Below are 23,197 nucleotides of genomic sequence, written 5' to 3'. Positions count from 1 at the left end.
CTGTTTTTACTCCAATTACAAACCTAAATTTTGCAGCCATTGATTTAATCTAAATTCTCGATTCTCGGCAGTTGAGTCATCATATCTCCCTAAATGTAAGCTGGCTGTTATTTCTCCGTCATTCATAAACATGATTCTTTCAGAACGAAGAGCAACCTTTGGGTCATGTGTGACAAGCAGTAGTGTTGCTCCTTCAGAATGGATTTTCGAAAATATATTCATCACTTCCTTCGTTGCATTAGAGTTAAGAGCACCTGTTGGTTCATCAGCGAAAAGAATGTCTGGTTCATTCATAAGCGCTCGACAGATAGAGGCCCTTTGAAGCTGACCTCCTGATACTTCTGACAAATATCGATCTGCTAAATGATCAATATCAAGTTTTTCCATTAAATATCTAGCTCGTTCATTCACTTCTTTTCTTGGCTTTTTCTTTGTTAAGTAAGCGGCAGCAATGATGTTGTCAAATAGATTAAGATTTTTTAGTAAGTGGCTGTGTTGAAAGACAAATCCCATATCTGTTAAGCGCAGAGCAGTTAACTGTTTGTCTGTCATTTCTGATAGTAATCGGCCTTTATATTTGATCTCACCTGTTGAGGCTGTTTCTATCCCGCTAAGTTGATAAAGCAAGGAAGTTTTCCCGCATCCGGAAGGCCCCATAATGGTCACAAATTCCCCAGGCTTTATCGATAAATGGATATCTTTAAGAATGATTTGTTTCTGTCCTTTTAAAGAATCGATTTGCAAAGACAATCGCTTTGTTTCAATCAAGTGTTCCATGTGAAACATCTCCTTATGAAAGTGTATGACGTGTAGTTTGATTAGTAAAAAACGTCTTCAATAACGAAGCGGTTAAAGCTAAGCTGACAATCAACAGTGTGATTGGGTACACAACTGACACCCATTGTGGTGCCAGCCACTGCAGGCTTGATGCCCCTAGGGAGGCTCCACCTACACTCATCAAAGCTGGTCCAATCGTATGGACAGCGATCGTACCAATAAAGGTGCCCAAAGAGATAACGACGATAAAACTTGTGATATATTGTGCTGTTACATCTTTTTTAGAAAATCCAATCATTCTTAACATGTGGTTTCGACTTGAATCTTTCGTTTTTAACATGTGCAGAAACATGAATAGCATCAAACTGGCGGTTCCAAAAGCAGCTAATGTAGACAAAAATGCAACGATTTTTACTAAAGAGGCTGTGCTGCCGATTGTTTGATGAACGTATTCTTTCATATCTGTCACTTTTGCAGGAGATATCCCTTTTTCAAATACTGTCTTTTTCTCCGCAATTTCTACTCCTTGTTTTAGTTGGATTTGAATGGTTTTCCAAAGGGCTGATTGGGAAAATGGCTGTGATATTGCTTTTGCTGTTTTGCCGCCGTTGGTGACATCCTGATAAATGCCAGTCACTGTTTTTTGAATTTCATGCCCGTTTGTTACGAGAGTGATTTTTTCTCCCACCTTTTTCTGGAGTGAATCTGAACTGAGCACTGATAAGGCAATTTCTTTATTCTTTAAAGGTTGTCGCCCTTGTAAATAGGTGAGAGGAAATGCTGAGAGATTACCTGTTTCTAAATAGAGTGTTTCTAATGTATTCTCCTTTGCTTTTGCCTGAAGAGAAGTTGTTTCATATATGGCTGATGTATGAATATCCCGATCTTCACGAATTATTGATTTTATTTCATTTGTATTTTCCTCTAGATGATTTCCTTGTCGTATATCAATTCGAAGGTCACTTTGACCAGAGCCAAGATATGTGATGAAATCCGGCGATTGTAAGGTGTGCCATAGCTGAATAGGCAGCAGCATCAAAAATGTACAAAGCGCGATAATACAAGTAATCGTTGTGTACAACTTCTTTCGTGATAACAGATCTTTTAAACCAAGCCAAATATTGACCGGTATGAACCTGTTTTTCTTGAGATGTAGGGGTATTTGTTTTTTATCATTCGTTGAAATGGCGCCGCCTTGAAGTGCTTGAGCGGCTGATACTCGACCAAACTTTCTTAGGACAGCATAGCTGCAAGAAATGACGATCATTGCTATCACTATAGAAACACAAAGCGGGATGAACCAAGAAGTAAAAGAAGGCTGACTCCCCATGTATCGCTGAATATTGGCCGTAAACATATCACCAAATATAAGCGTTAACCCATATCCTGCTATACACCCTACACAAGCAAGCACGGCATACTTTCCAACGTATAATTGCTTGATTCTTGTTAAAGGAATCCCAAGCACCTTCAGTATTCCAATTTCACGTTCATCCTCTTCTATAGAAGCTGTCATAGCAAGATGGAGAGAGAGGAGGGCTATACCGATAAGTAGCATGCAAACAAGCAGGAGAATGGCAATCACCATTCCATCTGTCAATGCATTCAGCATACGGAGCAAAGGTAATGTGACAGCTGGACCTTGCTGTGGAAGCTGTGATGACTGGTAGATTGCTTGAAAGGCATCTGCCTGAGCGGCATCATGCAGTAAAAATTCAATTAAATATTCCTTTTTATGAAACACTTGATTCATTGCGTCCCAATCCTTGTGATGAAGAAGGAATCTTTTCGAACTAACAAGACTGGGGTTCATTTGTGCATCTCGCAAGAACGCTTTGATGCGGAAAGAGAATTGATTAGACCCTTTCCCAATCAGTAACGTTTCTCCTATCTTGAGATGATACTTTTGTTGAAAATAGATAGGGACAGCCACTTCACCTTTATTGACAGTGAGCTTTTCATTTTGTTCATTTAAAAGAAAATCAAAATGACGATTTTGTTTCACAAATAAATGATCCATCACACCTGCTTTGGCGGGTTCATGTCCGAACTTGATGTTTGCATATTCAATTGGAATCATTGGGACGATTTGATGTGCTTTTACCATTGACTGCTTGTTTGAAAATGCTTCAATGTCTTTTTCATTTAGGCTGCCGTCATGCATTTGGACAAAATCTGGTGCCTTGGCTGAATGGAGCAGATTAGAAATGGAACCATTCAGCTGTACTGTCATTTGAGCGGCGTTTGTTGCGAGAAATGATGTCAACATAATACAAATGGTTAAACCGATGGAAATGAGACGGTGGCGGGTTAAGTCTTTCTTTATAAACGTCAGTCTCATGAGGCTGATTCTCCTTCATGTTGAAGCATATTTTTTGTTAAGTAGGCAAGGGCAAACATGAAAGTACTGACTATTAGTACTGTCACATACATGTTGGCTGAAAACGTGTTGAACAAGAACCCATACATCATTTGACCAAGCGGGGCAGCACATTGAGAAACCATTGTCAGGTTTGCCATCACTTTTCCTAATTGACTATTTGGCGTTTTCTTTTGAACATGTGAAATCACAACGATTGAGATCATTGTAAGCAGCATAGCAATTGGAAGACATCCTGCTAGAAAGAGAAAATAAGCTGGATAAGTGCCAAATTGAAGAGCTGTGTTGGATGTTGAGAATGCGACAGGTAGCAAGATGATCGCGATGACGATCAGCCAGCGATATAAAGTAGGTATCTGCCAATGCTTTGCTACAAGTCCAACTAGCAGAGCCCCTGCGATCACAGCGAACTCAATCAAGCCCATGCCTATTCCATACATGATGTCACTGCTTTTCATTGTGACCCTTAAAATGATTGGACCACCCACGATAAAAAATGGCGTGAGGATGAAATTTAACATTGCAGCAAGCAGCATGGCTCTTTTTAAAAATGGCTGACTGCCAATATAGGAAAATCCTTGTTTCATATCTTTTACGAGCACTTTGCCCATAGTTTTTGTTAGCGGGCTAGGTGAGAAGGATATGTTTAACCGTAAAAGCATGCATGCTGATAGAAAAAACACGATAGCACTGGCACCTATGATGGATTGACTTCCAATCAGTCCGTACAGAACCCCGCCGATAATAGGAGCGAGAACACCTGAAAGTGCCTGCACGCCATTGACGATTCCGTTTGCTTGTTCTAATTGTTCCTGTTTTACTAACTGTGGAATGCTGGACATCACAGCAGGAGCATAGAACGTACTCATCACACCAAGAAGCACCATGACTGCTCCGATCATATAGAGTGAATCATTTCCTGAGAATAACCAAAAATAAAAAGCCAGAATCATGATGCCGGTGAGAACATCAAATAAAATCATCAAGTTCCTTCTGTTAAACCGGTCAGCGATTGCGCCTGCTAAGGGAGAAAGAAGGAGCGGGACATTGGATAAAGCGAATAGTAAGGCATATAAGTCAACACGCTGCGTCATATCCAGTACGTGTAAAGATAGAACAAACCGAATTAAGGAAGAACCAAAAACGGAAATAATTTGTCCGAGAACGAGGTACATAAAGTGGGATGAACCTCTTTTGGATAATAAAGACATGGGTATCACTCTCCTTTTAGACCGACCGTCAGTCTATAATGTATGCAGGATTGGTATGGAAGTGACCAATCACTGATTCTTTTCATCCAGCTCTCCAGTTAATCGCTTTAGAAGAAAGGAGAAGCTTCCCTTTTCTGCATGTAATGAGGATTCGAGGATATCGATAAAAGCTAGAGCGCGTCGTATACTTTCTTCGGCTGTCCATTGAAAAAGGCCCTCATCAAATATGACCTGTGCAGAAGCAAGAAGGAATTCCACCGTTTCTTGCGGGAACTTTGTTTTGAATGTTCCTTCTTCCACCCCTTGCTGAATGACGTCTGCCAATACGGGTGATAGTTCTTTAATCGCTTTGATTAAGCTTTTTTGGTGCATCTCCGCATTAGAAGGCTGATGGAATTGTTCAATCATCCCCTGTTTATTGCTTCCTTGCTGAGGCGATTGTGCCATGATGATACGAAATAGTTTGTCGACGACTGGAAGGTCTGGCTCAGCCGCAACACGCTTTGCCACGATGATATCTGCTTTGATGATCCTGTCAATAATGGCATCCATCACTTCTTCTTTGGATGAAAAGTAATAATAAAAAGTGCCTTTTGCAATGCCAACAGCTCTCAGAATGTCGATAATCGTTGTTTGCTGATAGCCTTTGGTAGAAAAAAGCTCTTCTGCTGCATTTAAGATGTCATTTTTACGTTCTTCAGGATGTTTAACGGTTCTCATAAAGCCATCCTTTCTTTTGACTAGACTGTCGGTCGGTCTCTTGATTTGATTAAACACTTTTCAATGTACCTTTGTCAATGCCTCATTTTTAAACAGATGGCATTTATTGTGCAATGACACTATGATACATTGAATGAAAACACTTTCAGGAGAGATGCCTCATGCAATTTTTAACCACTGATTTGGCACAAGAAATGGTTGAACGTACGATGCGTATTTTAGATAAAAACATTAATGTGATGAATGCGGATGGTGTCATAATTGGTTCTGGTGAACGAAACAGGATTGGTCAGAAACATGATGGTGCACGACTTGTGCTGACAAGCGGGAACAGTATGGAAATTGACCACGAGGCGTCCTTGCGCTTAGTAGGAGTGAGACCTGGAATCAATTTGCCTATTTGCTTTCGTGAACAAGTAGTTGGTGTGATTGGCATTACTGGTGAGCCAGAGGACATTCGGCATCATGCCGAGCTGGTGAAAATGGCAGCTGAGCTTGTGTTAGAGCAGTCTTTTCTGCTTGAACGAATTCAGTGGCGGCAAAGAATAGTGAGTGAAATTGTCAATCAGTTAATTTCTGATTCGGACGTTGGTGATCATCAGCTAAAGAAACGAGCTGCATGGCTGGGAATGGATTTAGATAAGCGCCGAAAGGTCATCGTTTTTCAGCCAGTTCCATCCTCGGAAGACGCTGTGCATAAAATGATGCATGCGATTCAATACGATAAGAATGCGGATGATTTGCTTGGCATGACCTTTCGTCATGAATTGGTTCTTTTAAGGCAGCCAATCCCTGATCATCGTTTAAAGCATGTGACAGGGCAGCTGCAAAGAACAATGGAAAAAGCAGTAGGAGGTCAGGTGCTGGTGGGAATAGGGACTGTCGCCGACGACATAAGCCGACTGTCATTGTCCTTTGAGCACGCAAGAGATTCCTTGCGGTTGGGGAAGGCTCTTCATCCGGAGGAAAGTATTTATTTTTTTGAATCTTATCAGTTGGAAAGGCTATTCCTCACTGCAGGAGCTGTTGAAGAGGAGATTAGATGGACTGACTTTTACAACCCATTAACACAGGAAGCGGAGCTCGCCCAAACATTAAGGATTTACATTGAAGAGGGCGGTGATTTACAAAGAATTGTTGATCGTTTATTTATTCACCGGAATACTTTGCGATATCGTTTAGATAAAATTCAAGCATTGACCGGGAAAAATCCCCGTCATGTGAAACAGTTGATGGAGCTTTATATGGCGCAGTTGATGAGTCAACTATCTTGATTGTGCATATGCACAATGGAATGAAGGGATAAATTAAAAAAATTCATCTAGATTCACAACCCGATCCCCACTAGTAAACGCTTACAATTGGAGAAAGACATTTTTGGGGGAGATCGAGGATGAGTGGAGATGTGACAGTAAGTACACTGGGAGCCGTGACGGCGCTTGTGATAGCGATTGTTCTTATTCTAAAAAAAGTATCACCTGCATATGGCATGCTGGCAGGTGCCTTCATAGGCGGCTTGGTAGGCGGTGTAGATATTGTTCAGACCGTCAACGTCATGATGGAAGGCGCTAAGGATATGATTCCGGCTGTCCTCAGAATTATGGCGGCAGGTGTACTAGCTGGCGTTTTGATTGAGTCGGGTGCAGCTTTAACTATCGCCGAGGCTATCGTGAAAAAGCTTGGAGAGGCGAGGGCGTTATTAGCACTCGCACTGGCAACCATGATTTTAACAACAGTGGGCGTTTTTGTAGATGTAGCTGTTATCACGGTAGCGCCCATTGCACTTGCCATTGCCAAACGGGCAAAGCTGTCGAAAACGGGGATTCTACTTGCCATGATTGGAGGCGGGAAGGCAGGGAATATCATGTCACCGAATCCGAATGCCATTGCCGCTTCTGATGCTTTTGGTGTACCGCTTACTTCAATGATGGCTGCGGGTGTCATCCCGGCTGTGTTTGGATTGGCTGTTACATATGTGTTAGCCAAAAAGCTTGCAAAAAAAGGGACACCTGTTCTTGAAGAGGAAACTGCGCAAAGCAAAGTTCAAGTGCCAGCTTTTTTTCAAGCACTTGCGGGTCCGCTTGTCACCATTTTATTGTTGGCTTTAAGACCGCTTTTTCAAATCAATATAGACCCAATGATCGCCTTACCGATCGGAGGCATTGTAGGCGCTCTTTTCATGAAAAAAGGGAAGTTTCTCAATGATTATGCGATGTCGGGGCTTCATAAAATGTCGGGTGTAGCGATTATGTTATTAGGGACAGGCACACTAGCAGGAATTGTATCGAATTCTTCCTTAAAAGATGTGTTTATTCAAGCACTCGATGCATCGGGATTACCTCCGTATTTACTTGCACCAGCTTCAGGGATATTTATGTCAGCCGCCACCGCTTCGACAACAGCAGGAACGGCGGTAGCGAGTGGCGTATTTAGCGGTACATTAATTGGCCTTGGCGTATCTGCTCTTTCAGGAGCAGCCATGATTCATGCTGGGGCAACAGTGCTAGATCATATGCCGCACGGGAGCTTTTTCCATGCCACAGCAGGAAGTGTTCAAATGGACATCAAAGAGCGGTTGAAACTCATGCCATTTGAATCGTTAATTGGTTTGACATTAACCGTCGTATCGACCATTATATTCGGCGTTTTCCAGTTGTTTGGCTGATGACATTTGATAAGAAACGAGGGGCTTTAGGATGAAAATTGTGATTGCACCAGATTCATTTAAAGAAAGTTTATCTGCATATGAGACAGCATGTGCCATTGAACGAGGATTTCATGCGATTTTGCCAAACGCTGAATATATCAAACTTCCAATGGCAGATGGAGGAGAGGGAACTGTTCAATCGCTAGTTGATGCGACGGGCGGGCACATTGTCAATCAAGTGGTCACAGGCCCGCTTGGGGAGCCTGTTGATGCCTTTTTTGGCATGTTAGGGGACGGTCAGACTGCCGTCATAGAGATGGCCGCAGCCTCTGGGTTACACCTTGTTCCGCAAGAAAAACGCAATCCCTTATTCACGACATCGAGAGGAACAGGGGAATTAATGCTTGCGGCACTGGATCAAGGAGCGAAGCATGTCATCATTGGGCTTGGCGGAAGTGCAACAAATGATGGCGGAGTTGGGATGATGCAAGGATTAGGTGCGGCTTTTTTTGATAATGCAGGACAGGATCTGTCGCCAGGCGGTGGAGCCCTTCATCAATTAGCTTCTATTGATCTATCTGGACTTGACCCAAGACTGCAATCCGTTCGGCTGGAGGCAGCTTGTGATGTGGACAATCCTTTAACGGGTGAAAGAGGAGCATCTGCTGTATTTGGTCCTCAAAAGGGTGCTGATAAAGAAACGGTTCAAGTGTTAGATAAAAACTTAGCTCATTTTGCACAAGTAGCAGAAAAACAGTTCAATGTATTTTTTGAAGGTGTAGCAGGGGCAGGAGCGGCAGGAGGACTTGGTGCGAGTTTATTAGGCTTTTTACACGCCGATTTGCAACGAGGAATTGATATTGTGCTGAAGGCAGTTCATTTTGATGATGTCATCAAGGAGGCAAACCTAGTCATTACTGGGGAAGGCCGGATTGACCAGCAGACCATTTATGGAAAAACGCCAATTGGTGTAGCCAAAGCAGCAAAGCAGTATAACCTGCCTGTGATTGGTATTGCGGGCTCCCTCTCAAAAGACAGTGCAGTTGTACATGAGCATGGAATTGATGCACTTTTTAGTATCGTTCCAGGTGTAACTTCTCTTTCTGAGGCGATGAGAGATGGGGCTCTTCATGTAGAGAGAACCGCTCGGAATATTGCGGCTGCTATATCAATTGGAAGAAATAAGTAAGCGTTGAAAAATGTTTCCTTTTCTATCACATTCCTTTCTATAGAAATGTGGTAAAATTGTATGAAATAAAATAGAAAGTTGGAGGAAACACAAATGTCTAATCTACCGAATTGTCCTTCATGCAGTTCAACGTATACTTATGAGGATGGCAGTCTGCTGGTTTGTCCTGAATGTGCGCATGAATGGTCACTTGAACAAGAACAAGCGGCAGAGGACCAGCTTGTTGTCAAAGATGCGAATGGGAATCTGTTAAATGATGGGGACACGGTCTCTGTCATCAAAGATTTAAAAGTAAAAGGTTCTTCTTCCGTTTTAAAAATAGGGACGAAGGTCAAAGGCATTCGTTTAGTTGAAGGCGATCATAACATTGATTGTAAAATTCCTAGCTTTGGCGCAATGAAGTTAAAATCAGAGTTTGTGAAAAAGGTATTATGACAAAACAGTAAGTTTGTATTCATCTTATTAATGACATTCCGTTTATGAAAAAATTTCAGTAAAGAGCGGACGGTCTGCTTTATTTGTTTCTTAATTATTTAGAAATAAAGATTTGGTCTGTAACGAACGAAAAACACCTAAGTTGTTAAAGGGAATATGTCTCTTAACAATTTAGGTGTTTATGTTTTTCATTTATAATATACAATGTAAAAATTCTATTGTCATTTAAAATTTTATAATAAAGTAGAAACTTCCCATAATGCTTCTATAACTTTAGTGATTTTTGCACCGGGAACAAAAGTGAGAATTAAATTACCGATATCTAGAATGGCTCCTCCTAAGTCTGCCCATGAGAATTTGCCATCAAATGATCTATAGATGATTTTAAGTTTTGTGGTTAAACTGTCTAATAATCTGCTTACATCCCCAACAATATTAAACTTCCTTTTTAGTACTGCAACGATGCTATTTGCTAATCCAGCTGCACCTGTTCCAGATACAAAAAAATTATAAAACATCTTAAATCCCTCCTTAATATTTATTTGCAAATCTATTATATACACAAAAAAAGAATAAAAAGGATAATATTCCCGAAAGTACTTCTAAAACCACTGAAATGTTCTTATTTCATCATGTATAGTAAATATAACCTTTAAAGTTTAAATCTGTCTTAAAATATCCAAAAAATATTGATAATGTATTAATAAAACATATATCATAAAAAATGTAAAATACATTCGAATAAAGGAGTTATGAAATGAAAAATGTTTGGGTTGCAGGATTTTTATCTCTTTTAATGCCAGGTATCGGTCATCTTTATCTAGGAAAGGTTTTAAAAGGGGTGGTGTTAATTATACTAAATATTTTATTTATCACGACTATGTCAACTCTAATAGGATTACTCTGTTTTCTTGCGAATTGGATTTATGCCATTATCAATTCAGTTAGGATAGTTAGGTTCACCAATTATAAAAGTTAACATTGGAGTGTTTGGAAATGGATATTAAAAGATATATATCACTATATTTTATTTTAAGTATCAGTATTATCTTTTTTATTAATATTTTTATAGAGCATAATACGGAAATTAGTGATATACCGGAGTTAAGTTTTGTGGATGTATTTTATATAGCTATGAATAATATTTTCTTTACAATCTTTGCATATATTATGTCTCTATTCGGATTGTCATTTATTTTCATTTTTAAGATTATATTTTTAATTGGTGAGGGACCTTCAACAGCCGGTATTGACCCTGTAATATATTACTTCTCTTCAATATCTCATGGTTTACTAGAACTTTTTGTAGGATGTTTACTCTTTTGTTTTTCAATACAGTTTCTTAAGATCATTATTGATTATACAAAGGGATATGTGATGGTAGAAACTATCAAGTGTTTTTTAATCAAAACAGTAAAATATACAATCCCGTTTGTATGTCTTGTTATTTTAATAGGGGCATTGTTTGAAGTCTATATTTCTAATAAATTAATTAATTTTATATTATCAATAGGGGGATAAAAATGGAATTTGGATATTTTAAAAAGCCTGTTATGAAAAAAACGACTAAGTGTATACCTATTATTAATAAAGAAGATGTCAAAATAGGATTAATAAAAAGGTTTTATAAAAATAAAGCTGAGAGAATTTTTGATCATATATTTGATGAATTCTTTGTGAATGTTGAAGTAATGGATGCAAATTCAAACACTCTTGTAAAAGCTACTGAAAATATAACCCTAAAATCAATGTATCGTTCAAATTGGGTTATAGATTGTAAGGATAAAGGAAGGTTAGTCTTAGAAGATAGAACTAAAATTAAAACAAATCCAACGATGAACTTAATAATAAATGACGATATTTATTATTTAAAGAAAGATTTTGCAGATAGACGTGTTAGATTGGAAGACTCAAATCAAACTATAGCTGAAATTACATATGATAAAATTCTGCCTCCTGCAACAGTTACTATTGAAAAAAAACAGGATGACTTATCTGTACATCTTATTGCATGCCTCTATTATATTTTTATGTTAAGGGAGTAGGGTTTAGTAATGATTAAGATTGTTGATAAAAAACTTATTATAAAAAAGAAAAGAGATATTCATTTTGTTCCACTTAAACAAGTATTATATTTTGAAAAATTTAATCATAAGACATATGTGCACCTAGAAAACAAAAATGAAATTTCATTAAATATGTCTTTAAAGCAATTAGAAATTATTTTACCAAGTAATTTTAAACGAACTCATAGATCTTTCCTTATTAACAAGGAGTTATTAGAAGGGTTAATATTTTTAAATGAAAAGTCATATGAGGCAATTTTCCCGAACAATAAAACAGCTCTAGTTGTTAAAGGTTGTCTGAGTATGGTAATGCCTGAAGGAGTTATCAATCATGATTGAGATAGAAAAGGTTACAAAAAAAATTAAATCGACTGAAATATTAAAAGATATATCTTTTAGTTTAAGATGTGGAGAGATAGTAGGTTTACTAGGTCCAAACGGAGCGGGGAAAACCACTTTGATGAGAGCTATTTTGGGCTTAACATCAATAAGTAAAGGAGACATAAGATTTAAGGGTAATAGTATACTGACGAATTATAATTTTTTTTTAAAAGAAGTAGGTGCTTTAATTGAGACCCCTAAATTTTATCCTGATTTATCTGGATATGAAAACTTATTTTATTACGATATATTAAATAATAGAAAAGCTAATGTGCATGAAATAATGAACTCCCTTGGGTTAGGAAATTATAAGTACCTAAAAGTGAAAAAATACTCTTTAGGTATGAAGCAAAGGCTAGGAATTGCTCAAGCAATTATGCATAAACCACAAGTTTTAATTTTAGATGAACCGATGAATGCACTCGACCCATCAGGAATAATGTTCTTAAAAAAATATATAAAACATTTTGTTGAAAATAAGGGATCAGTTATTATATCGAGTCATCTGATCTCTGAAATTGAATCCATGTGTGATAAAGTCCTTATAATAGATAAAGGAGATGTAAAAAAAAGAATAATCATAGATGAAGACTTTTCTCAATCTGGTTTTTTTTCTATTCAAGTTAAAAAACAGAATTTAAATGAGGCCTATGATTTATTAAAAGACTCTATTAATAAAGCCATAATAAATAAGAGCCAATCAACTTTAGAGTTTAGCTGCTCTAAAGATAGAATACCTGGGTTAATTTATATATTATTAAAAAAGAATATCCCAGTTTACGAAGTAAGGAAGTTAAGAACACCTTTGGAAGAAGTCTATTTCAAAAGTATAGTGGGAAGTTAGATATGATATCAATTATAAAGGCAGAGTTTTATAAACACTATAAAATTAAACATAACTATCTTTTTCTTATTTTCATAATTCTCTGTATAGCTGTTAGCGGGATAGAGCTATTCAATCAGTCTGCAACGGATTGGAAACAAGATCTAAAAGAAAATATAGAAGTAGATGAGAACCTCCTAAGCACTTTGGAGAATAAAAATTCTAATTATTATTTAGAGATTGAAAAAAAAATAAAATTAAATAAATATTCTTTGAAAAACAATATTCCTTCCTTTCAAGACCACAATTTTTTAGGTTTTATAATGAAAAATATTAATATATGCCTTTTGATAGGGGTATATTCTATATATTTATCAACCATTTCATTTTCTAAAGAATTTCAATTAGAAACTTTTGAATATCTCTTTATTAGGCCATATAACAAAAAGAAAATACTTATCGGTAAATTCCTTTTTATTCTGATTTATTCCTTGTTTCTTTTCTTTATTCTATTTATCTGTTCAATATTGGTAGGTATGATCATACATGGTGTTGATTTAAATAATCTTATATATTTAAGTTTTGAAAATGACAAAATAATAGAGAAGAACGGTTTGGAGATTGTGATTTTTACATATTCTATGTATTATCTGAGTTCTATATCGTATACAAGTTTGGCCTTCATGCTCACAAATGTCTTTAAGACAGGTGGCATACCTTTCAGTCTTACTATTTTCAGCATGCTGTTTGGCCAAAACTTAATAAATTCATTACCAAAGTGGGTATCTGATTTATCATTATTTTCAAATGCAAATAGCATAACTCATTTAGGTACTCTAAAAAATACGGCTAATCCCATAATAATTTTAATTTTATACATAATAGTTTTTCTATCAATATCAATCTATTTCTTTGGAAAGAACAAAAATTCAAACAATAAGTAATTTTTCCATGAAGTGATTTTCTTAACCCTACCTTAAAAAAGGCAGATGATTCGCTAAATTTTGCCTAATCCCCTTCACAACTTTTGGGCATTGCTGTACCATATGGAAGTGTTCTTCTATTTTTAACGGATCATGGTGTTTATCAGGAAATAGATGATAGATGATACTTAGACAAAGAAGGAGAGGTAACGTGACGAACGTTTTAGAACTGCATAATGTATCTAGGCATATTCACGGGAAAAAGATCGTTCAAGACTTGAGCTTTTCTGTCCAAGCGGGCGAAGTCTTTGGCTTCTTAGGACCAAACGGCGCAGGGAAAACAACAACCATTCGCATGATGGTCGGTCTTTCTCCAATTACATCTGGCGACATTCTGATTAATGGTCATAGTATTCAATCCTCATATCAGCATGCCATCCAAGATGTTGGTGCCATTATTGAAAACCCAGAAATGTATAATCACTTAACAGCCAGACAAAATCTTGTTCACTTTGCCAGAATGAATGGGAAAGTGGATGAAGGGCGAATTGATGAGCTGCTAGAGCTGGTCAGCTTACAGCACGTGAAACATAAGCGTGTCCGTACGTTTTCATTAGGAATGAAGCAGCGTTTAGGCATTGCGCAGGCTCTTATACATAGACCGAAACTGCTGATATTAGATGAGCCGACCAATGGACTTGATCCAGAGGGAATTCGCATGATACGAGATTACTTGAGAAGGCTGGCAAAGGAAGAAGGGCTGGCTGTTATTGTTTCAAGTCACCTCATGTCAGAAATGGAATTGATGTGTGATCGTTTTGCGATTATCCAAAAAGGAAAGCTGATTGCGATTGAGGATCAGCGTACAGAGACGAATCAAGACGAACTGGTCAATTATCGAATGAAGGTCGCATCCGGTGAGCTGGAAGAAGCGCAGAAGCTCATTGGTGTATTTGAGGAAGGCACGACTGTAAGAGAAGAGGAGCAGTATTTATTCTTCTCCTTGCCAGAAGAGAAAATGCCGGAATTGATTCGTCATTTGAGTGACGCGTCCATTCATTTGTACGAAATCAAAATAGAAAAACAAACCTTAGAAGATAAGTTCTTAAGCTTAACAGGTAAAAAGGAGGCAGACGTATGATTCGCCTCATTCAAAACGAGTGGATGAAGATCAGTTATCGTGTTGGAACTTGGATTATGGTTGGACTTCTTGTTTTAGGTATGATTGCTACACTGATCTTTGCACTTAAAACAAATGACGAAGATCAATCATCCGGAGCTTGGAAAGACCAACTAGAAATGATGAATACTGAGAACAAGAAGGAACTCAAAGAAACAGAAAATGGTTTCTTTAAAAGAAGCCTTGAAAAAGAGATCGCTATTAATGATTATCGAATCAAGCATAACTTACCGCCAGCTAATCAGTTTAGTGACAGTGTATGGGATTATGTGAAAACAAACGCCAATTTACTTCAGCTTGTAGGTGTGTTTGTGATCATTATTGCTTCCACCATTGTCTCGGCTGAATACAAGCATGGTACAATTAAATTATTATTGATTCGCCCACCATCAAGGCTAAAGATCCTAATATCTAAATATATTACGGTGCAGCTATATGCTCTTTTACTTGTTGTGGTACTGTTTATCTTGTCATTTATATTGGGTGCCATTTTCTTCGGCCTCAACACTGATTATGTGAATTTGGTCTATCAAAATGGTGAAGTGATTGAACGTTCGCAGTTTGCAAATATGGTCTTTTATTATCTTGCTCATTGTGCAATGTTTGTCGTACTGGGAACACTTTCGTTCGCCATTTCTACAGTATTTAGAAGTGAAGCTATCTCCATCGCTATTAGTGTGTTAGCTTATATTGTGGGTGGATCAATTACAGGTATTTTAATGCTCTTCTTTGATTGGGCAAAATATTTGTTATTTGCAAATGATCCATCTCAATATTTTATGGAAGAGGTTACTCTTATCGAAGGTATGTCTCTCGGATTCTCATTAACAGTCCTAGTCATCTATTGGGCTATTTTCTTGGCCATTGCCCTGATTGTCTTCCAAAAGCGAGAAGTGAAAACAGGCAGTTAATTTAACTTTTTAGGAGGTTTACACATGATTAGACGTAAAGGTGAAAAAATTATGGGGATTATTAGTATTGTCCTCAATGTCATTGGAGTTGGATTTGGAGCATTAATTCTCTCCTTAGGTCCATCATTTTATGATGAAATCAATGAAGTGTTACAAGAGGAAGGAGAAACATTGCCGATTGAAACGCTTCAAGCTTCTGTCAATGCATTTGGTACGCAGTTCATGGTCGTTTCCGCAATTGCGGCTGTGCTATCGATTGTCGGTGTGATTTTCTTGAAAACAGACCGCCGTGCCGTGCTTTCAGGTATTCTTTTCTTGGTGTCTGCTGTGACTCTTTTAATTGGAACAGTCGGCCTTGCATTTGCTCCAATGGTTCTATTGTTTATCATTGGATTGATGTCTCTTATTAGAAAGCCGAAAACAGACATTCACACGAGTGAATATCCTTCATAAATACAAAGAAAAAGACATGCGTCGTTGTACGCATGTCTTTCTTTTTTAAATGATACCGATCAGCATCGCCACGAACAGAAGGATAATACTGAATCCCCACATCCAAAAGAAGGAGTAGCGGATATGTTTCCCCATATCGACTCCCGCAAGACCTATCGCAAGCCAAACGGCTGGAGCGAGTGGACTGACAAAGGTTCCGATGATGTTTCCAATCATCATGGCATACGCAGCGGAAGTGCCCGACACGCCAACCTCAGATGTAATCGATTCGACAATTGGAAGTAGAGCATAATAATAGGCGTCTGTGCTTGTCAGCATATCCAGCGGTACCCCAAACATCCCAACAATGATATGTAAAAATGGAAGCAGGAAAGCAGGTAGAATCTGAATGCTGTCCACAGCAATAGCTTTTAGCATGCCCGTTCCTTCGAGAATTCCTAAAAATGAACCTGCGGAGAAAATAACGGCAGCCATCATGAGTGCACTAGGTGCATGCGCCTTGATTCTCTCCATTTGTACATCCACTTTCGGATAGTTAATTAATAGTGCGAGAGAAAGACCAATCATAAACATATAACTAGCCGGAATCACGTTGAGCACAAGAAGGACAACAACGGCTACAAACAGAATGAAATTCACCCACATCAAGTGATAACGTTTTAAAGCGGCATCACCTGTCTCGCTAATGGATTGAATAGCCCGGTCCCAATCTGCGCCTTCTAATTGAACAGCAGCGATTTCATTTGCGGCGATTTTGACCCGAATGCGTTTTTCTTCTCTTTTTCCTAAAATAAATGCCATTCCTAATACGAGAACGACCCCAATGAGCTGAATGGGAATGAGCGGCACCCAAAGTTCAGATGGGTCCATATTAAGGACACTCGCTGCCCGTCCTGTGGGGCCAGCCCACGGCACCATATTCGTTAAGCCGGCACTTGTTCCGATCAATAACAGCAATAAGTACGGACTCATATGTAATTTTTTATAAAGTGGAAGCAGTGCAGGTACAGTTAATAAAAATGTAGTCGCTCCTGCTCCGTCTAAATGAGCGATGACTCCTATTAGAGCTGTTCCCATCGCAACCGTGACAACATTTCCCTTTGTCAGTTTAATCAGTGTTTTTATTACAGGTTCAAAGAACCCTGTATCTTGTAAAATACCAAAAAATAAAATGGCGAAGATGAACATGGTCGCCACTGGCAGTACTTTGATAATCCCCTCTTCAAAGAAAGATTGAATGTCATTGATTCCAAATCCTGCGATGAATGCCCCGATTAAAGGCACCATGACCATGGCAACAATTGGACTTGCTTTCCCCCAAATCAGCAATACAACAATCGTTAAAATAATCAATAATCCAACAAACGTTAACATAAGTCCCTCCCCCTACAATAAACCGTTTACATTTTCTTGCTCTTTTTATGACAATGCAGTCCCATATCTGCATTGAAAAAAAGGGTATCAAAAATATGAGTATTAGGCAACCGCTTTCATACCTATACAATGGTAAAAAAGGATGGTGAATCCATTCACGGCGCGGTATCAAACATGTCAAAAAATTTAGATAAAATATAACGATTCAAGGGCATTTCTACAAGTGAATATATTTATATAGGTGTTTAGAATCATTAAAATAAAAGAAGCGTCCAATGAATGAACGCTTCTTTCAAATTATTTTTTCAAGATGACGTACTCGTAAGGGTCAAGCTGAAGCTGGTCTGGCACCTGCTCTTCAGTCAGCATATTTTCATAGCTTTCCGCTGAATCTAGTGATATGTTCTGCAGCTCTTCTGTAAAATTCATCATAAATACATAGTCCTGCGACCCATCTGTTCGTTTTTGTACACTAACTCCCTCTGGAATCACAGATGATAGGACGGGCTGTATACCCATTCCTGCGATGAGATCCTCGTAAAACTCATCATAAAAAATCTGCTCATTTTCGGAAGCCATATAGTATGCTTTTCCATCTCCAAAAGGATGGACAGTAAGGGCTGGCTGTCCTTCATAGCAGCCATTCTCAAAATGCCCTAACACAGAAGCCGTTTCAGGATGAATGGATTCGCAATATTGCCCGACATGGTAGGTGCGTCCATTCCCTGTGGTTATTAACACATGTTCATCTGGCATCAATGTGTTGATTTCCTCAGCCCATATGCCAAGTACATGACGGAGAGGGCCGGGGAAACCACCGAGGAAACATAGGTCATTTTCGTCGACCATGCCGCTCCAATATGTCGCGATAAAAATACCGCCCTTTTTGACAAAGGCTTCGATTTTTTCTGCGACGCCTGGTTTGATCATGTAGAGCATTGGAGCAACCAGCACACGATAGGATGAGAAATCCTTCTCCATGCCGACAATGTCAACAGGGATGCCTTTTTTCCAAAAGCTTCGATAGTGAGTTTGACAAGCCTCTACATAGCGTTTGTTTGTATTATTTAAGCCTTGCGCATCATCAATGGCCCAGTGGTTTTCCCAATCGTATATGATGGCGACTTCTGGTTGTACGGACGTGCCCGCAATGGGCTGCAGCTGCTCCAATTGTTTCCCTAGATCAGCGACTTCTTGAAACACGCGCGTATGTTCATGCCCGGAATGATCGACTACGGCGCCATGGAATTTCTCGGAGGCACCTCGGCCTTGGCGCCACTGAAAGTAAAGCACGGAGTCTGATCCGTGGGCAATCGCCTGTATGGCAGAAAGGTGTGCCATTCCTTTGTGTTTGACCTTATTCACTTCATGCCAGTTCACAAGGCTCGGTGTACTCTCCATAACGAGAAATGGCTGACCGTCCTTTAATGAACGATATAAATCGTGAACGAAGGCGACGTTTGACGCTAATTCGGCGGTTGTTTCCCTGCCGCTATGCCATGCTGGATAGCTATCCCATGAAATCACGTCGACCTCTTTTGCAAATTGATGATAATCCAGCCCAAGGAATGGGCGCATATGCGGGTAGTCGCCCATAAAGTTGGTGGTCACTGGGATATGAGGCGTTAATTCCCGCAGCGGTTCAATTTCATTTTGATAAAAATTGATCGTTTGCGCTGTGACAAAGCGCTTCCAGTCTAGGTTCATCCCGTGAATCATGTGCTCCCCGTGCGGTGCAGGTGATTCGATTTGTGACCAGTCACTATACGTGTGGCTCCAAAAACCCGTCCACCATGCTTGATTCAAAACTTCAAGGTCATGATTGTATTTGTCTTTCAAATAGTCCCGAAATGCTTCCTGGCAAAGATCACAATGACATTCGCCGCCGTACTCATTCGAAATGTGCCACATAATCAGTGCTGGATGATCCTTGTAGCGTTCAGCCAGCAGCCGGTTGAGTGTATTCGTTTTTTCTCGATAAACCGGTGAGGTGAAGCAATGATTATGGCGCAGTCCATGTAAATTACGCTGACGGTTCGCTTCGACGCGCAATACCTCTGGATATGCTTGTGACAGCCAAGCAGGTCTTGCCCCGCTTGGCGTTGCGAGAATGGCGTGAGCCCCCTGAGCTGCCAAGCGGTCCATGATGTCATCCAGCCATGCAAAATCATACTGCCCTTCTTTTGGCTCTAGCTTACTCCATGCGAAAATGTTGATGGAGAATGTTTGACAGTGTGCAAGCTTCATTAATCGAAAATCTTCGTCAATGATCTCCGGCATATGGAGCCATTGATCTGGATTATAATCGCCACCATGCAAAAAGCCTTTCACATTTGGGTGAACGAGTGGGTAACGCTTTCCCATTTTGTCACGTCCTATCCTTTTAATTACGGTGTCATTTGTTTAAATACATCAAGAGAAGGCAGTGCTTTTCCGTTGAAATCAAACATCGCTTGATTTTCCCAAGCATTTCCGACTGTACCGGTTGTTTGGATATAAGCCAGCCCGTATTGACTAGACCACGGAGCGCCTTTCGCTGGAATCCAAAGCGGCTCCCAATAAAAGAACCCTTTTCCGCGATTGTTTTTCACTTGTGAAATTTTCTCTGATAGATCTCGTATAAAAGATGCCTGACCTTGAGGTGAAGCCGGGTAGCCGGCTGTTTTGACAGAGTCTTGATTAAATGAATTCTCTAGGTTGTCGCCATTTGCTGTCGTAAACCCATAGGCGGTTTCCACAACAATCACGTCTTTGTGATAGCGGGCACTAATATCATTCATATTAGACGTCAGACCATTAAATCCACCGTCCCAATACGGGTAATAAGATAGACCGATCGTATCGAATGAGACGGCTCGTTTTGTGATTTCATCAAACCACCAGCGGGACGCACCATTGTCCCCTCCGTGTGCAAGGTGAAGCATGATTTTGATGTTAGAATCGACAGAGCGGACAGCATTTGTGCCAGCCTTTAGCAAAGCGGCGAGCCGGTCAAATTCCCCGCCGCCTTCACCCCAGCTCTTTCCATTTGGCCACAGCATGCCTGAGTTCAGTTCATTCCCAACCTGAACCATGTTCGGAAGGGCATTTTGTGCTCTCATCGCTTTGAGTACATCCCCTGTGTAAGTGCCGACCGCTTTTACTAAATCGTTTTGTGAAAGAGATGCCCACACTTTCGGTTTGAACTGTTTACCAGGATCAGTCCAGAAATCACTGTAGTGAAAATCAAGCAGCACTTTCATATTTTGTGCTTTTGCACGTTTCGATAGAGCGATGGCTGTGTTTAAATCATTTGTCCCGCCGTTATAGGCACGGCCTTGGTTGTCGTATGGATTGTTCCACAGTCTAATGCGCACATAGTTGACGCCTTTTTCCTTTAATAGCTTGAGCGGGTCCACCTGTTTTCCGTTCTGGTCGAAGTATCTGCCGCCGCTTCTCTCTACTTCTGCAAGCATAGAGATATCGGCTCCTTTGATGAAATCACCTTGCAGTCCATTGATCGGCTGAACAGAAATCGTATCGGCTTTTGCTTCAGGCAAAATACCTAACCCCATAAAAAAGAAAACGACAACCGTGACGAGCATCCTTTTTTTCATCAAATCTCCCCTTATCCTTTTGTCCCGCCTTGTGTGAGGCCGGATACAAATTGTTTTTGTAAAACAAGAAACAATAAAGCGACTGGAATCGCAATGAGTAAAGCCCCGGCTGCAAAGGTCGTGTAGCTGGCCCCCATTTTGTCTGACACAAGATTGTACAGACCGATCGGGAGCGTATACATTTCGGGTGAGCGGACAATGACACTGGAGATGATGAAATCACCCAGTGGTCCTGTAAAAGAGTTGATGGCAACAACCGCCAAAATCGGCTTAGCAAGCGGCATAATAATTTGGATGAAAATCCGGAAATGCCCTGCGCCGTCCATTCTGGCTGATTCATCGAGATCCTTCGGAATCGCATCAAGATAGCCTTTCATTAAATACGTATTCATCGGAATTTGCCCGCCTGCATAAATCAAAATCAGTGCAAGGTGGCTGTTAATCAGTCCAAGCATTTGAGCCAAAACAAAAATCGCAATCAGCGCTGAAAATTGCGGAATCATTTGCAGCAGCAAAAAGAGCATCAGCCCATTTTTCCGTCCTTTGAAACGGAATCTGGAAAAGGCATAGCCTGTAAAGCTGACAAGAATTAACGTTAAGAGCATAGTCGTAATACTGATCTTCATTGAATTCCAATACCATTTTGCATAAAGTGCTCCCTGACCGAAAAAGAGCTCGGTAAAGTGGCTGAACGTTGGATTCTTCGGAAACATACTTGTACTCATGAGGCTGTTTCCAGGATTAAAGGAAGCACCGATTGTCCAAAGCAGTGGATATAGAATACAAATGGAGGCAATGAAAAGGATAAAATAAGTAATGCTCAGGCGAATGAGCTTGTTTTGTTGTGATCCCATATCACATCATGTCCTCCTCTTTGAATGAATTCGTTCTCTTAAACTGCCAGAGTGCAATGGCGATGACAAAGATTGAAAGTAAAATCGTGACAGCCGCAGCGAGTGCATATTGAGAGGACTGCATCGTAAGTTTATAAATCCAAGAAACCAAGATGTCCGTTCCTCCAGCGGTTGACCCCGCAACAGGCGGTCCCCCGCCATTAAATAAGTAGATAATATTAAAGTTGTTAAAGTTAAACGTATATTGTGTGATAAGGATGGGTGCAATGGAATAGAGAACAAGCGGTAACGTGATGGACCGGAATTTCTGAAAAAAATTGGCTCCATCGATGGTCGCAGCCTCATATAAATCCTCGGGAATCGCCTGCAAAACGCCTGTTGTCATAATGAAAACAAAAGGGAATCCAAGCCAAGTCTGCATCGCAATAAGGGCAATTTTGCTCCAAAATGGATCTGTGAGCCATGGTTTTGGATCAATCCCTATCGATGCAAAAAGTGTATTGTTAATGGCACCAAAGGTATCATTGAACAGTCCAGCAAACACCAAAATGGTCACAAAGCCCGGAACAGCCCAAGGAAGAATCAAAATCGTTCTAAAAAACCGTTTTCCCTTTAAATCCTTCTGATTGAGCAGAACCGCTAAAAAGATGCCGATGGCACATTGAAGGGTCGACGCAGCCAAAGTCCATACGACGGTCCAGCCAAGTACATCAATGAAGGTGTCTCTCCAAATATCAATGGAAAAGATATTTTGAAAGTTCTTGATTCCTACCCAGTCGATCAGATTGGCAGGAGGCGAGTGGTATAAATCATAGTTCGTAAAGGCAAGCGCAAAGCTGAACATAATAGGAAAGACAACAGAAAATAGAAGTAAAAAGAAAGCAGGAGTGCTCATTAAGTAAGGGAAGCCTTGATCGATGAGCTGATGATATTGAGCACGGATGGAATGAAGTGGTACCCCTTGATCCCGTTTCTTTCCATTCATAAAAGCATCACGCATCATGAGTACATAAAAGCCGATACCAAAACCAGCTGTTAACAGCGCAATAATCCCTTTGGCTAAAAGAAAAACAGAGTTGTCACGAGGCAGCATCGTCCCCAGTGTGAACAGTCCCCAAAAGCCAATATTGAATAAATCATAAAATACAATCAAAAAAGAGACGCCAAACAGGAAAAAGAGTGCCCCTTTGCCGTATTGTTTGTTGTATATCTGCCCCATCCCGGGTATAAAGGAGAACATTAGCGCCCGTCTCCGGTGTGTCTTTGATTCCACTGTG

Annotated in this window: 23 protein-coding genes; 13 read left to right on the top strand and 10 right to left on the bottom strand. The window is 39.8% G+C overall.

Features of this window, described 5'->3' with window-relative positions; all coding sequences use genetic code 11:
* Positions 1-15: 15 nt before the first annotated feature.
* The 4 genes from MKZ03_RS18290 to MKZ03_RS18275 all read right to left on the bottom strand — a co-directional run bounded on the left by MKZ03_RS18290 (position 16) and on the right by MKZ03_RS18275 (position 5,088).
* A complete protein-coding gene (locus tag MKZ03_RS18290; RefSeq protein ID WP_060597643.1) occupies positions 16-777 on the bottom strand; it encodes an ABC transporter ATP-binding protein in 762 nt (253 codons plus the stop codon).
* 13 nt (positions 778-790) lie between these two features.
* Positions 791-3,118, bottom strand: a complete 2,328-nt coding sequence (locus tag MKZ03_RS18285) for an ABC transporter permease (RefSeq protein ID WP_341032558.1) — start codon at positions 3,116-3,118, stop codon at positions 791-793.
* The gene (locus tag MKZ03_RS18280; RefSeq protein ID WP_341032557.1) at positions 3,115-4,368 is read right to left on the bottom strand and encodes an MFS transporter; all 1,254 of its coding nucleotides are present in this window, start codon (positions 4,366-4,368) and stop codon (positions 3,115-3,117) included. Before MKZ03_RS18280 ends, MKZ03_RS18285 begins: the two co-directional genes overlap by 4 nt.
* A 69-nt stretch (positions 4,369-4,437) precedes the next feature.
* Positions 4,438-5,088: a TetR/AcrR family transcriptional regulator gene (locus MKZ03_RS18275; protein WP_341032556.1), complete on the bottom strand. Its 651-nt coding sequence runs from the start codon at positions 5,086-5,088 to the stop codon at positions 4,438-4,440.
* Positions 5,089-5,249: 161 nt separating this feature from the next.
* On the opposite strand from MKZ03_RS18275, the gene MKZ03_RS18270 reads away from it, so the two are divergent.
* The 4 genes from MKZ03_RS18270 to MKZ03_RS18255 all read left to right on the top strand — a co-directional run bounded on the left by MKZ03_RS18270 (position 5,250) and on the right by MKZ03_RS18255 (position 9,359).
* A complete protein-coding gene (locus MKZ03_RS18270; RefSeq protein WP_341032555.1) occupies positions 5,250-6,362 on the top strand; it encodes a CdaR family transcriptional regulator in 1,113 nt (370 codons plus the stop codon).
* Positions 6,363-6,481: 119 nt separating this feature from the next.
* On the top strand, positions 6,482-7,753 hold the full coding sequence (locus tag MKZ03_RS18265) for a GntP family permease (RefSeq protein ID WP_034660535.1): 1,272 nt from the start codon (positions 6,482-6,484) through the stop codon (positions 7,751-7,753).
* A gap of 31 nt (positions 7,754-7,784) precedes the next feature.
* Entirely contained in the window at positions 7,785-8,924 is a 1,140-nt protein-coding gene (locus tag MKZ03_RS18260; protein WP_341032554.1) for a glycerate kinase, read from the top strand.
* Positions 8,925-9,017: 93 nt separating this feature from the next.
* Positions 9,018-9,359, top strand: a complete 342-nt coding sequence (locus tag MKZ03_RS18255; RefSeq protein ID WP_341032553.1) for a zinc ribbon domain-containing protein YjdM — start codon at positions 9,018-9,020, stop codon at positions 9,357-9,359.
* 233 nt (positions 9,360-9,592) lie between these two features.
* Here MKZ03_RS18255 and MKZ03_RS18250 read toward each other — a convergent pair whose 3' ends face one another.
* Entirely contained in the window at positions 9,593-9,877 is a 285-nt protein-coding gene (locus MKZ03_RS18250) for a hypothetical protein (protein WP_212040777.1), read from the bottom strand.
* Positions 9,878-10,116: 239 nt separating this feature from the next.
* Here MKZ03_RS18250 and MKZ03_RS18245 point away from each other — a divergent pair, with 239 nt between their 5' ends.
* The 9 genes from MKZ03_RS18245 to MKZ03_RS18205 all read left to right on the top strand — a co-directional run bounded on the left by MKZ03_RS18245 (position 10,117) and on the right by MKZ03_RS18205 (position 16,096).
* Positions 10,117-10,338: a DUF6677 family protein gene (locus MKZ03_RS18245; protein ID WP_319003355.1), complete on the top strand. Its 222-nt coding sequence runs from the start codon at positions 10,117-10,119 to the stop codon at positions 10,336-10,338.
* A 17-nt stretch (positions 10,339-10,355) separates the two neighbouring features.
* Entirely contained in the window at positions 10,356-10,880 is a 525-nt protein-coding gene (locus tag MKZ03_RS18240) for a hypothetical protein (protein ID WP_212040778.1), read from the top strand.
* 2 nt (positions 10,881-10,882) lie between these two features.
* Entirely contained in the window at positions 10,883-11,404 is a 522-nt protein-coding gene (locus tag MKZ03_RS18235) for a tubby C-terminal domain-like protein (protein WP_212040779.1), read from the top strand.
* Between the two features lie 9 nt (positions 11,405-11,413).
* Positions 11,414-11,764, top strand: a complete 351-nt coding sequence (locus MKZ03_RS18230) for a LytTR family DNA-binding domain-containing protein (protein ID WP_341032552.1) — start codon at positions 11,414-11,416, stop codon at positions 11,762-11,764.
* On the top strand, positions 11,757-12,650 hold the full coding sequence (locus tag MKZ03_RS18225) for an ABC transporter ATP-binding protein (protein ID WP_212040781.1): 894 nt from the start codon (positions 11,757-11,759) through the stop codon (positions 12,648-12,650). Before MKZ03_RS18230 ends, MKZ03_RS18225 begins: the two co-directional genes overlap by 8 nt.
* Before the next feature lie 2 nt (positions 12,651-12,652).
* A complete protein-coding gene (locus MKZ03_RS18220; protein ID WP_341032551.1) occupies positions 12,653-13,573 on the top strand; it encodes an ABC transporter permease in 921 nt (306 codons plus the stop codon).
* Between the two features lie 190 nt (positions 13,574-13,763).
* The gene (locus MKZ03_RS18215; RefSeq protein ID WP_034660532.1) at positions 13,764-14,693 is read left to right on the top strand and encodes an ABC transporter ATP-binding protein; all 930 of its coding nucleotides are present in this window, start codon (positions 13,764-13,766) and stop codon (positions 14,691-14,693) included.
* Positions 14,690-15,643: an ABC transporter permease gene (locus MKZ03_RS18210; RefSeq protein WP_034660531.1), complete on the top strand. Its 954-nt coding sequence runs from the start codon at positions 14,690-14,692 to the stop codon at positions 15,641-15,643. The genes MKZ03_RS18215 and MKZ03_RS18210 overlap by 4 nt, the downstream gene beginning before the upstream one ends.
* Before the next feature lie 24 nt (positions 15,644-15,667).
* Positions 15,668-16,096 carry a DUF4064 domain-containing protein gene (locus tag MKZ03_RS18205; protein ID WP_340974130.1) on the top strand — a complete coding sequence of 143 codons (429 nt, stop codon included), beginning with the start codon at positions 15,668-15,670 and terminating at the stop codon, positions 16,094-16,096.
* Between the two features lie 45 nt (positions 16,097-16,141).
* Here MKZ03_RS18205 and MKZ03_RS18200 read toward each other — a convergent pair whose 3' ends face one another.
* The 5 genes from MKZ03_RS18200 to MKZ03_RS18180 form a co-directional block, all read right to left on the bottom strand.
* Positions 16,142-17,470 carry a CitMHS family transporter gene (locus MKZ03_RS18200; RefSeq protein ID WP_334750609.1) on the bottom strand — a complete coding sequence of 443 codons (1,329 nt, stop codon included), beginning with the start codon at positions 17,468-17,470 and terminating at the stop codon, positions 16,142-16,144.
* Positions 17,471-17,767: 297 nt separating this feature from the next.
* On the bottom strand, positions 17,768-19,834 hold the full coding sequence (locus MKZ03_RS18195) for a beta-galactosidase (RefSeq protein ID WP_341032550.1): 2,067 nt from the start codon (positions 19,832-19,834) through the stop codon (positions 17,768-17,770).
* A gap of 23 nt (positions 19,835-19,857) precedes the next feature.
* The gene (locus MKZ03_RS18190; protein ID WP_341032549.1) at positions 19,858-21,066 is read right to left on the bottom strand and encodes a glycoside hydrolase family 53 protein; all 1,209 of its coding nucleotides are present in this window, start codon (positions 21,064-21,066) and stop codon (positions 19,858-19,860) included.
* Positions 21,067-21,077: 11 nt separating this feature from the next.
* The gene (locus MKZ03_RS18185; protein ID WP_106048009.1) at positions 21,078-21,920 is read right to left on the bottom strand and encodes a sugar ABC transporter permease; all 843 of its coding nucleotides are present in this window, start codon (positions 21,918-21,920) and stop codon (positions 21,078-21,080) included.
* A gap of 1 nt (position 21,921) precedes the next feature.
* Positions 21,922-23,160 carry a carbohydrate ABC transporter permease gene (locus MKZ03_RS18180; protein WP_066031516.1) on the bottom strand — a complete coding sequence of 413 codons (1,239 nt, stop codon included), beginning with the start codon at positions 23,158-23,160 and terminating at the stop codon, positions 21,922-21,924.
* Positions 23,161-23,197: the final 37 nt, after the last annotated feature.

This window comes from Bacillus sp. FSL R5-0431 (genome assembly GCF_038002985.1).
Taxonomy (GTDB): Bacteria; Bacillota; Bacilli; order Bacillales; family Bacillaceae; genus Bacillus.
The sequence above is the reverse complement of the archived record's forward strand: the minus strand, read 5'-3'. Positions and strand labels throughout refer to the sequence as shown.

Excerpts from the sequence above, each read along its gene's own strand:
- MKZ03_RS18285 (WP_341032558.1), bottom strand. The coding sequence starts at position 3,118 with ATGAGACTGACGTTTATAAAGAAAGACTTAACCCGCCACCGTCTCATT.
- MKZ03_RS18270 (WP_341032555.1), top strand. The coding sequence starts at position 5,250 with ATGCAATTTTTAACCACTGATTTGGCACAAGAAATGGTTGAACGTACG.
- MKZ03_RS18180 (WP_066031516.1), bottom strand. The coding sequence starts at position 23,160 with ATGTTCTCCTTTATACCCGGGATGGGGCAGATATACAACAAACAATAC.
- MKZ03_RS18185 (WP_106048009.1), bottom strand. The coding sequence starts at position 21,920 with ATGGGATCACAACAAAACAAGCTCATTCGCCTGAGCATTACTTATTTT.
- MKZ03_RS18200 (WP_334750609.1), bottom strand. The coding sequence starts at position 17,470 with ATGTTAACGTTTGTTGGATTATTGATTATTTTAACGATTGTTGTATTG.
- MKZ03_RS18290 (WP_060597643.1), bottom strand. The coding sequence starts at position 777 with ATGGAACACTTGATTGAAACAAAGCGATTGTCTTTGCAAATCGATTCT.
- MKZ03_RS18245 (WP_319003355.1), top strand. The coding sequence starts at position 10,117 with ATGAAAAATGTTTGGGTTGCAGGATTTTTATCTCTTTTAATGCCAGGT.
- MKZ03_RS18280 (WP_341032557.1), bottom strand. The coding sequence starts at position 4,368 with ATGTCTTTATTATCCAAAAGAGGTTCATCCCACTTTATGTACCTCGTT.
- MKZ03_RS18195 (WP_341032550.1), bottom strand. The coding sequence starts at position 19,834 with ATGGGAAAGCGTTACCCACTCGTTCACCCAAATGTGAAAGGCTTTTTG.
- MKZ03_RS18220 (WP_341032551.1), top strand. The coding sequence starts at position 12,653 with ATGATATCAATTATAAAGGCAGAGTTTTATAAACACTATAAAATTAAA.
- MKZ03_RS18230 (WP_341032552.1), top strand. The coding sequence starts at position 11,414 with ATGATTAAGATTGTTGATAAAAAACTTATTATAAAAAAGAAAAGAGAT.
- MKZ03_RS18190 (WP_341032549.1), bottom strand. The coding sequence starts at position 21,066 with ATGAAAAAAAGGATGCTCGTCACGGTTGTCGTTTTCTTTTTTATGGGG.
- MKZ03_RS18250 (WP_212040777.1), bottom strand. The coding sequence starts at position 9,877 with ATGTTTTATAATTTTTTTGTATCTGGAACAGGTGCAGCTGGATTAGCA.
- MKZ03_RS18275 (WP_341032556.1), bottom strand. The coding sequence starts at position 5,088 with ATGAGAACCGTTAAACATCCTGAAGAACGTAAAAATGACATCTTAAAT.
- MKZ03_RS18235 (WP_212040779.1), top strand. The coding sequence starts at position 10,883 with ATGGAATTTGGATATTTTAAAAAGCCTGTTATGAAAAAAACGACTAAG.
- MKZ03_RS18260 (WP_341032554.1), top strand. The coding sequence starts at position 7,785 with ATGAAAATTGTGATTGCACCAGATTCATTTAAAGAAAGTTTATCTGCA.
- MKZ03_RS18225 (WP_212040781.1), top strand. The coding sequence starts at position 11,757 with ATGATTGAGATAGAAAAGGTTACAAAAAAAATTAAATCGACTGAAATA.
- MKZ03_RS18205 (WP_340974130.1), top strand. The coding sequence starts at position 15,668 with ATGATTAGACGTAAAGGTGAAAAAATTATGGGGATTATTAGTATTGTC.
- MKZ03_RS18265 (WP_034660535.1), top strand. The coding sequence starts at position 6,482 with ATGAGTGGAGATGTGACAGTAAGTACACTGGGAGCCGTGACGGCGCTT.
- MKZ03_RS18255 (WP_341032553.1), top strand. The coding sequence starts at position 9,018 with ATGTCTAATCTACCGAATTGTCCTTCATGCAGTTCAACGTATACTTAT.
- MKZ03_RS18210 (WP_034660531.1), top strand. The coding sequence starts at position 14,690 with ATGATTCGCCTCATTCAAAACGAGTGGATGAAGATCAGTTATCGTGTT.
- MKZ03_RS18240 (WP_212040778.1), top strand. The coding sequence starts at position 10,356 with ATGGATATTAAAAGATATATATCACTATATTTTATTTTAAGTATCAGT.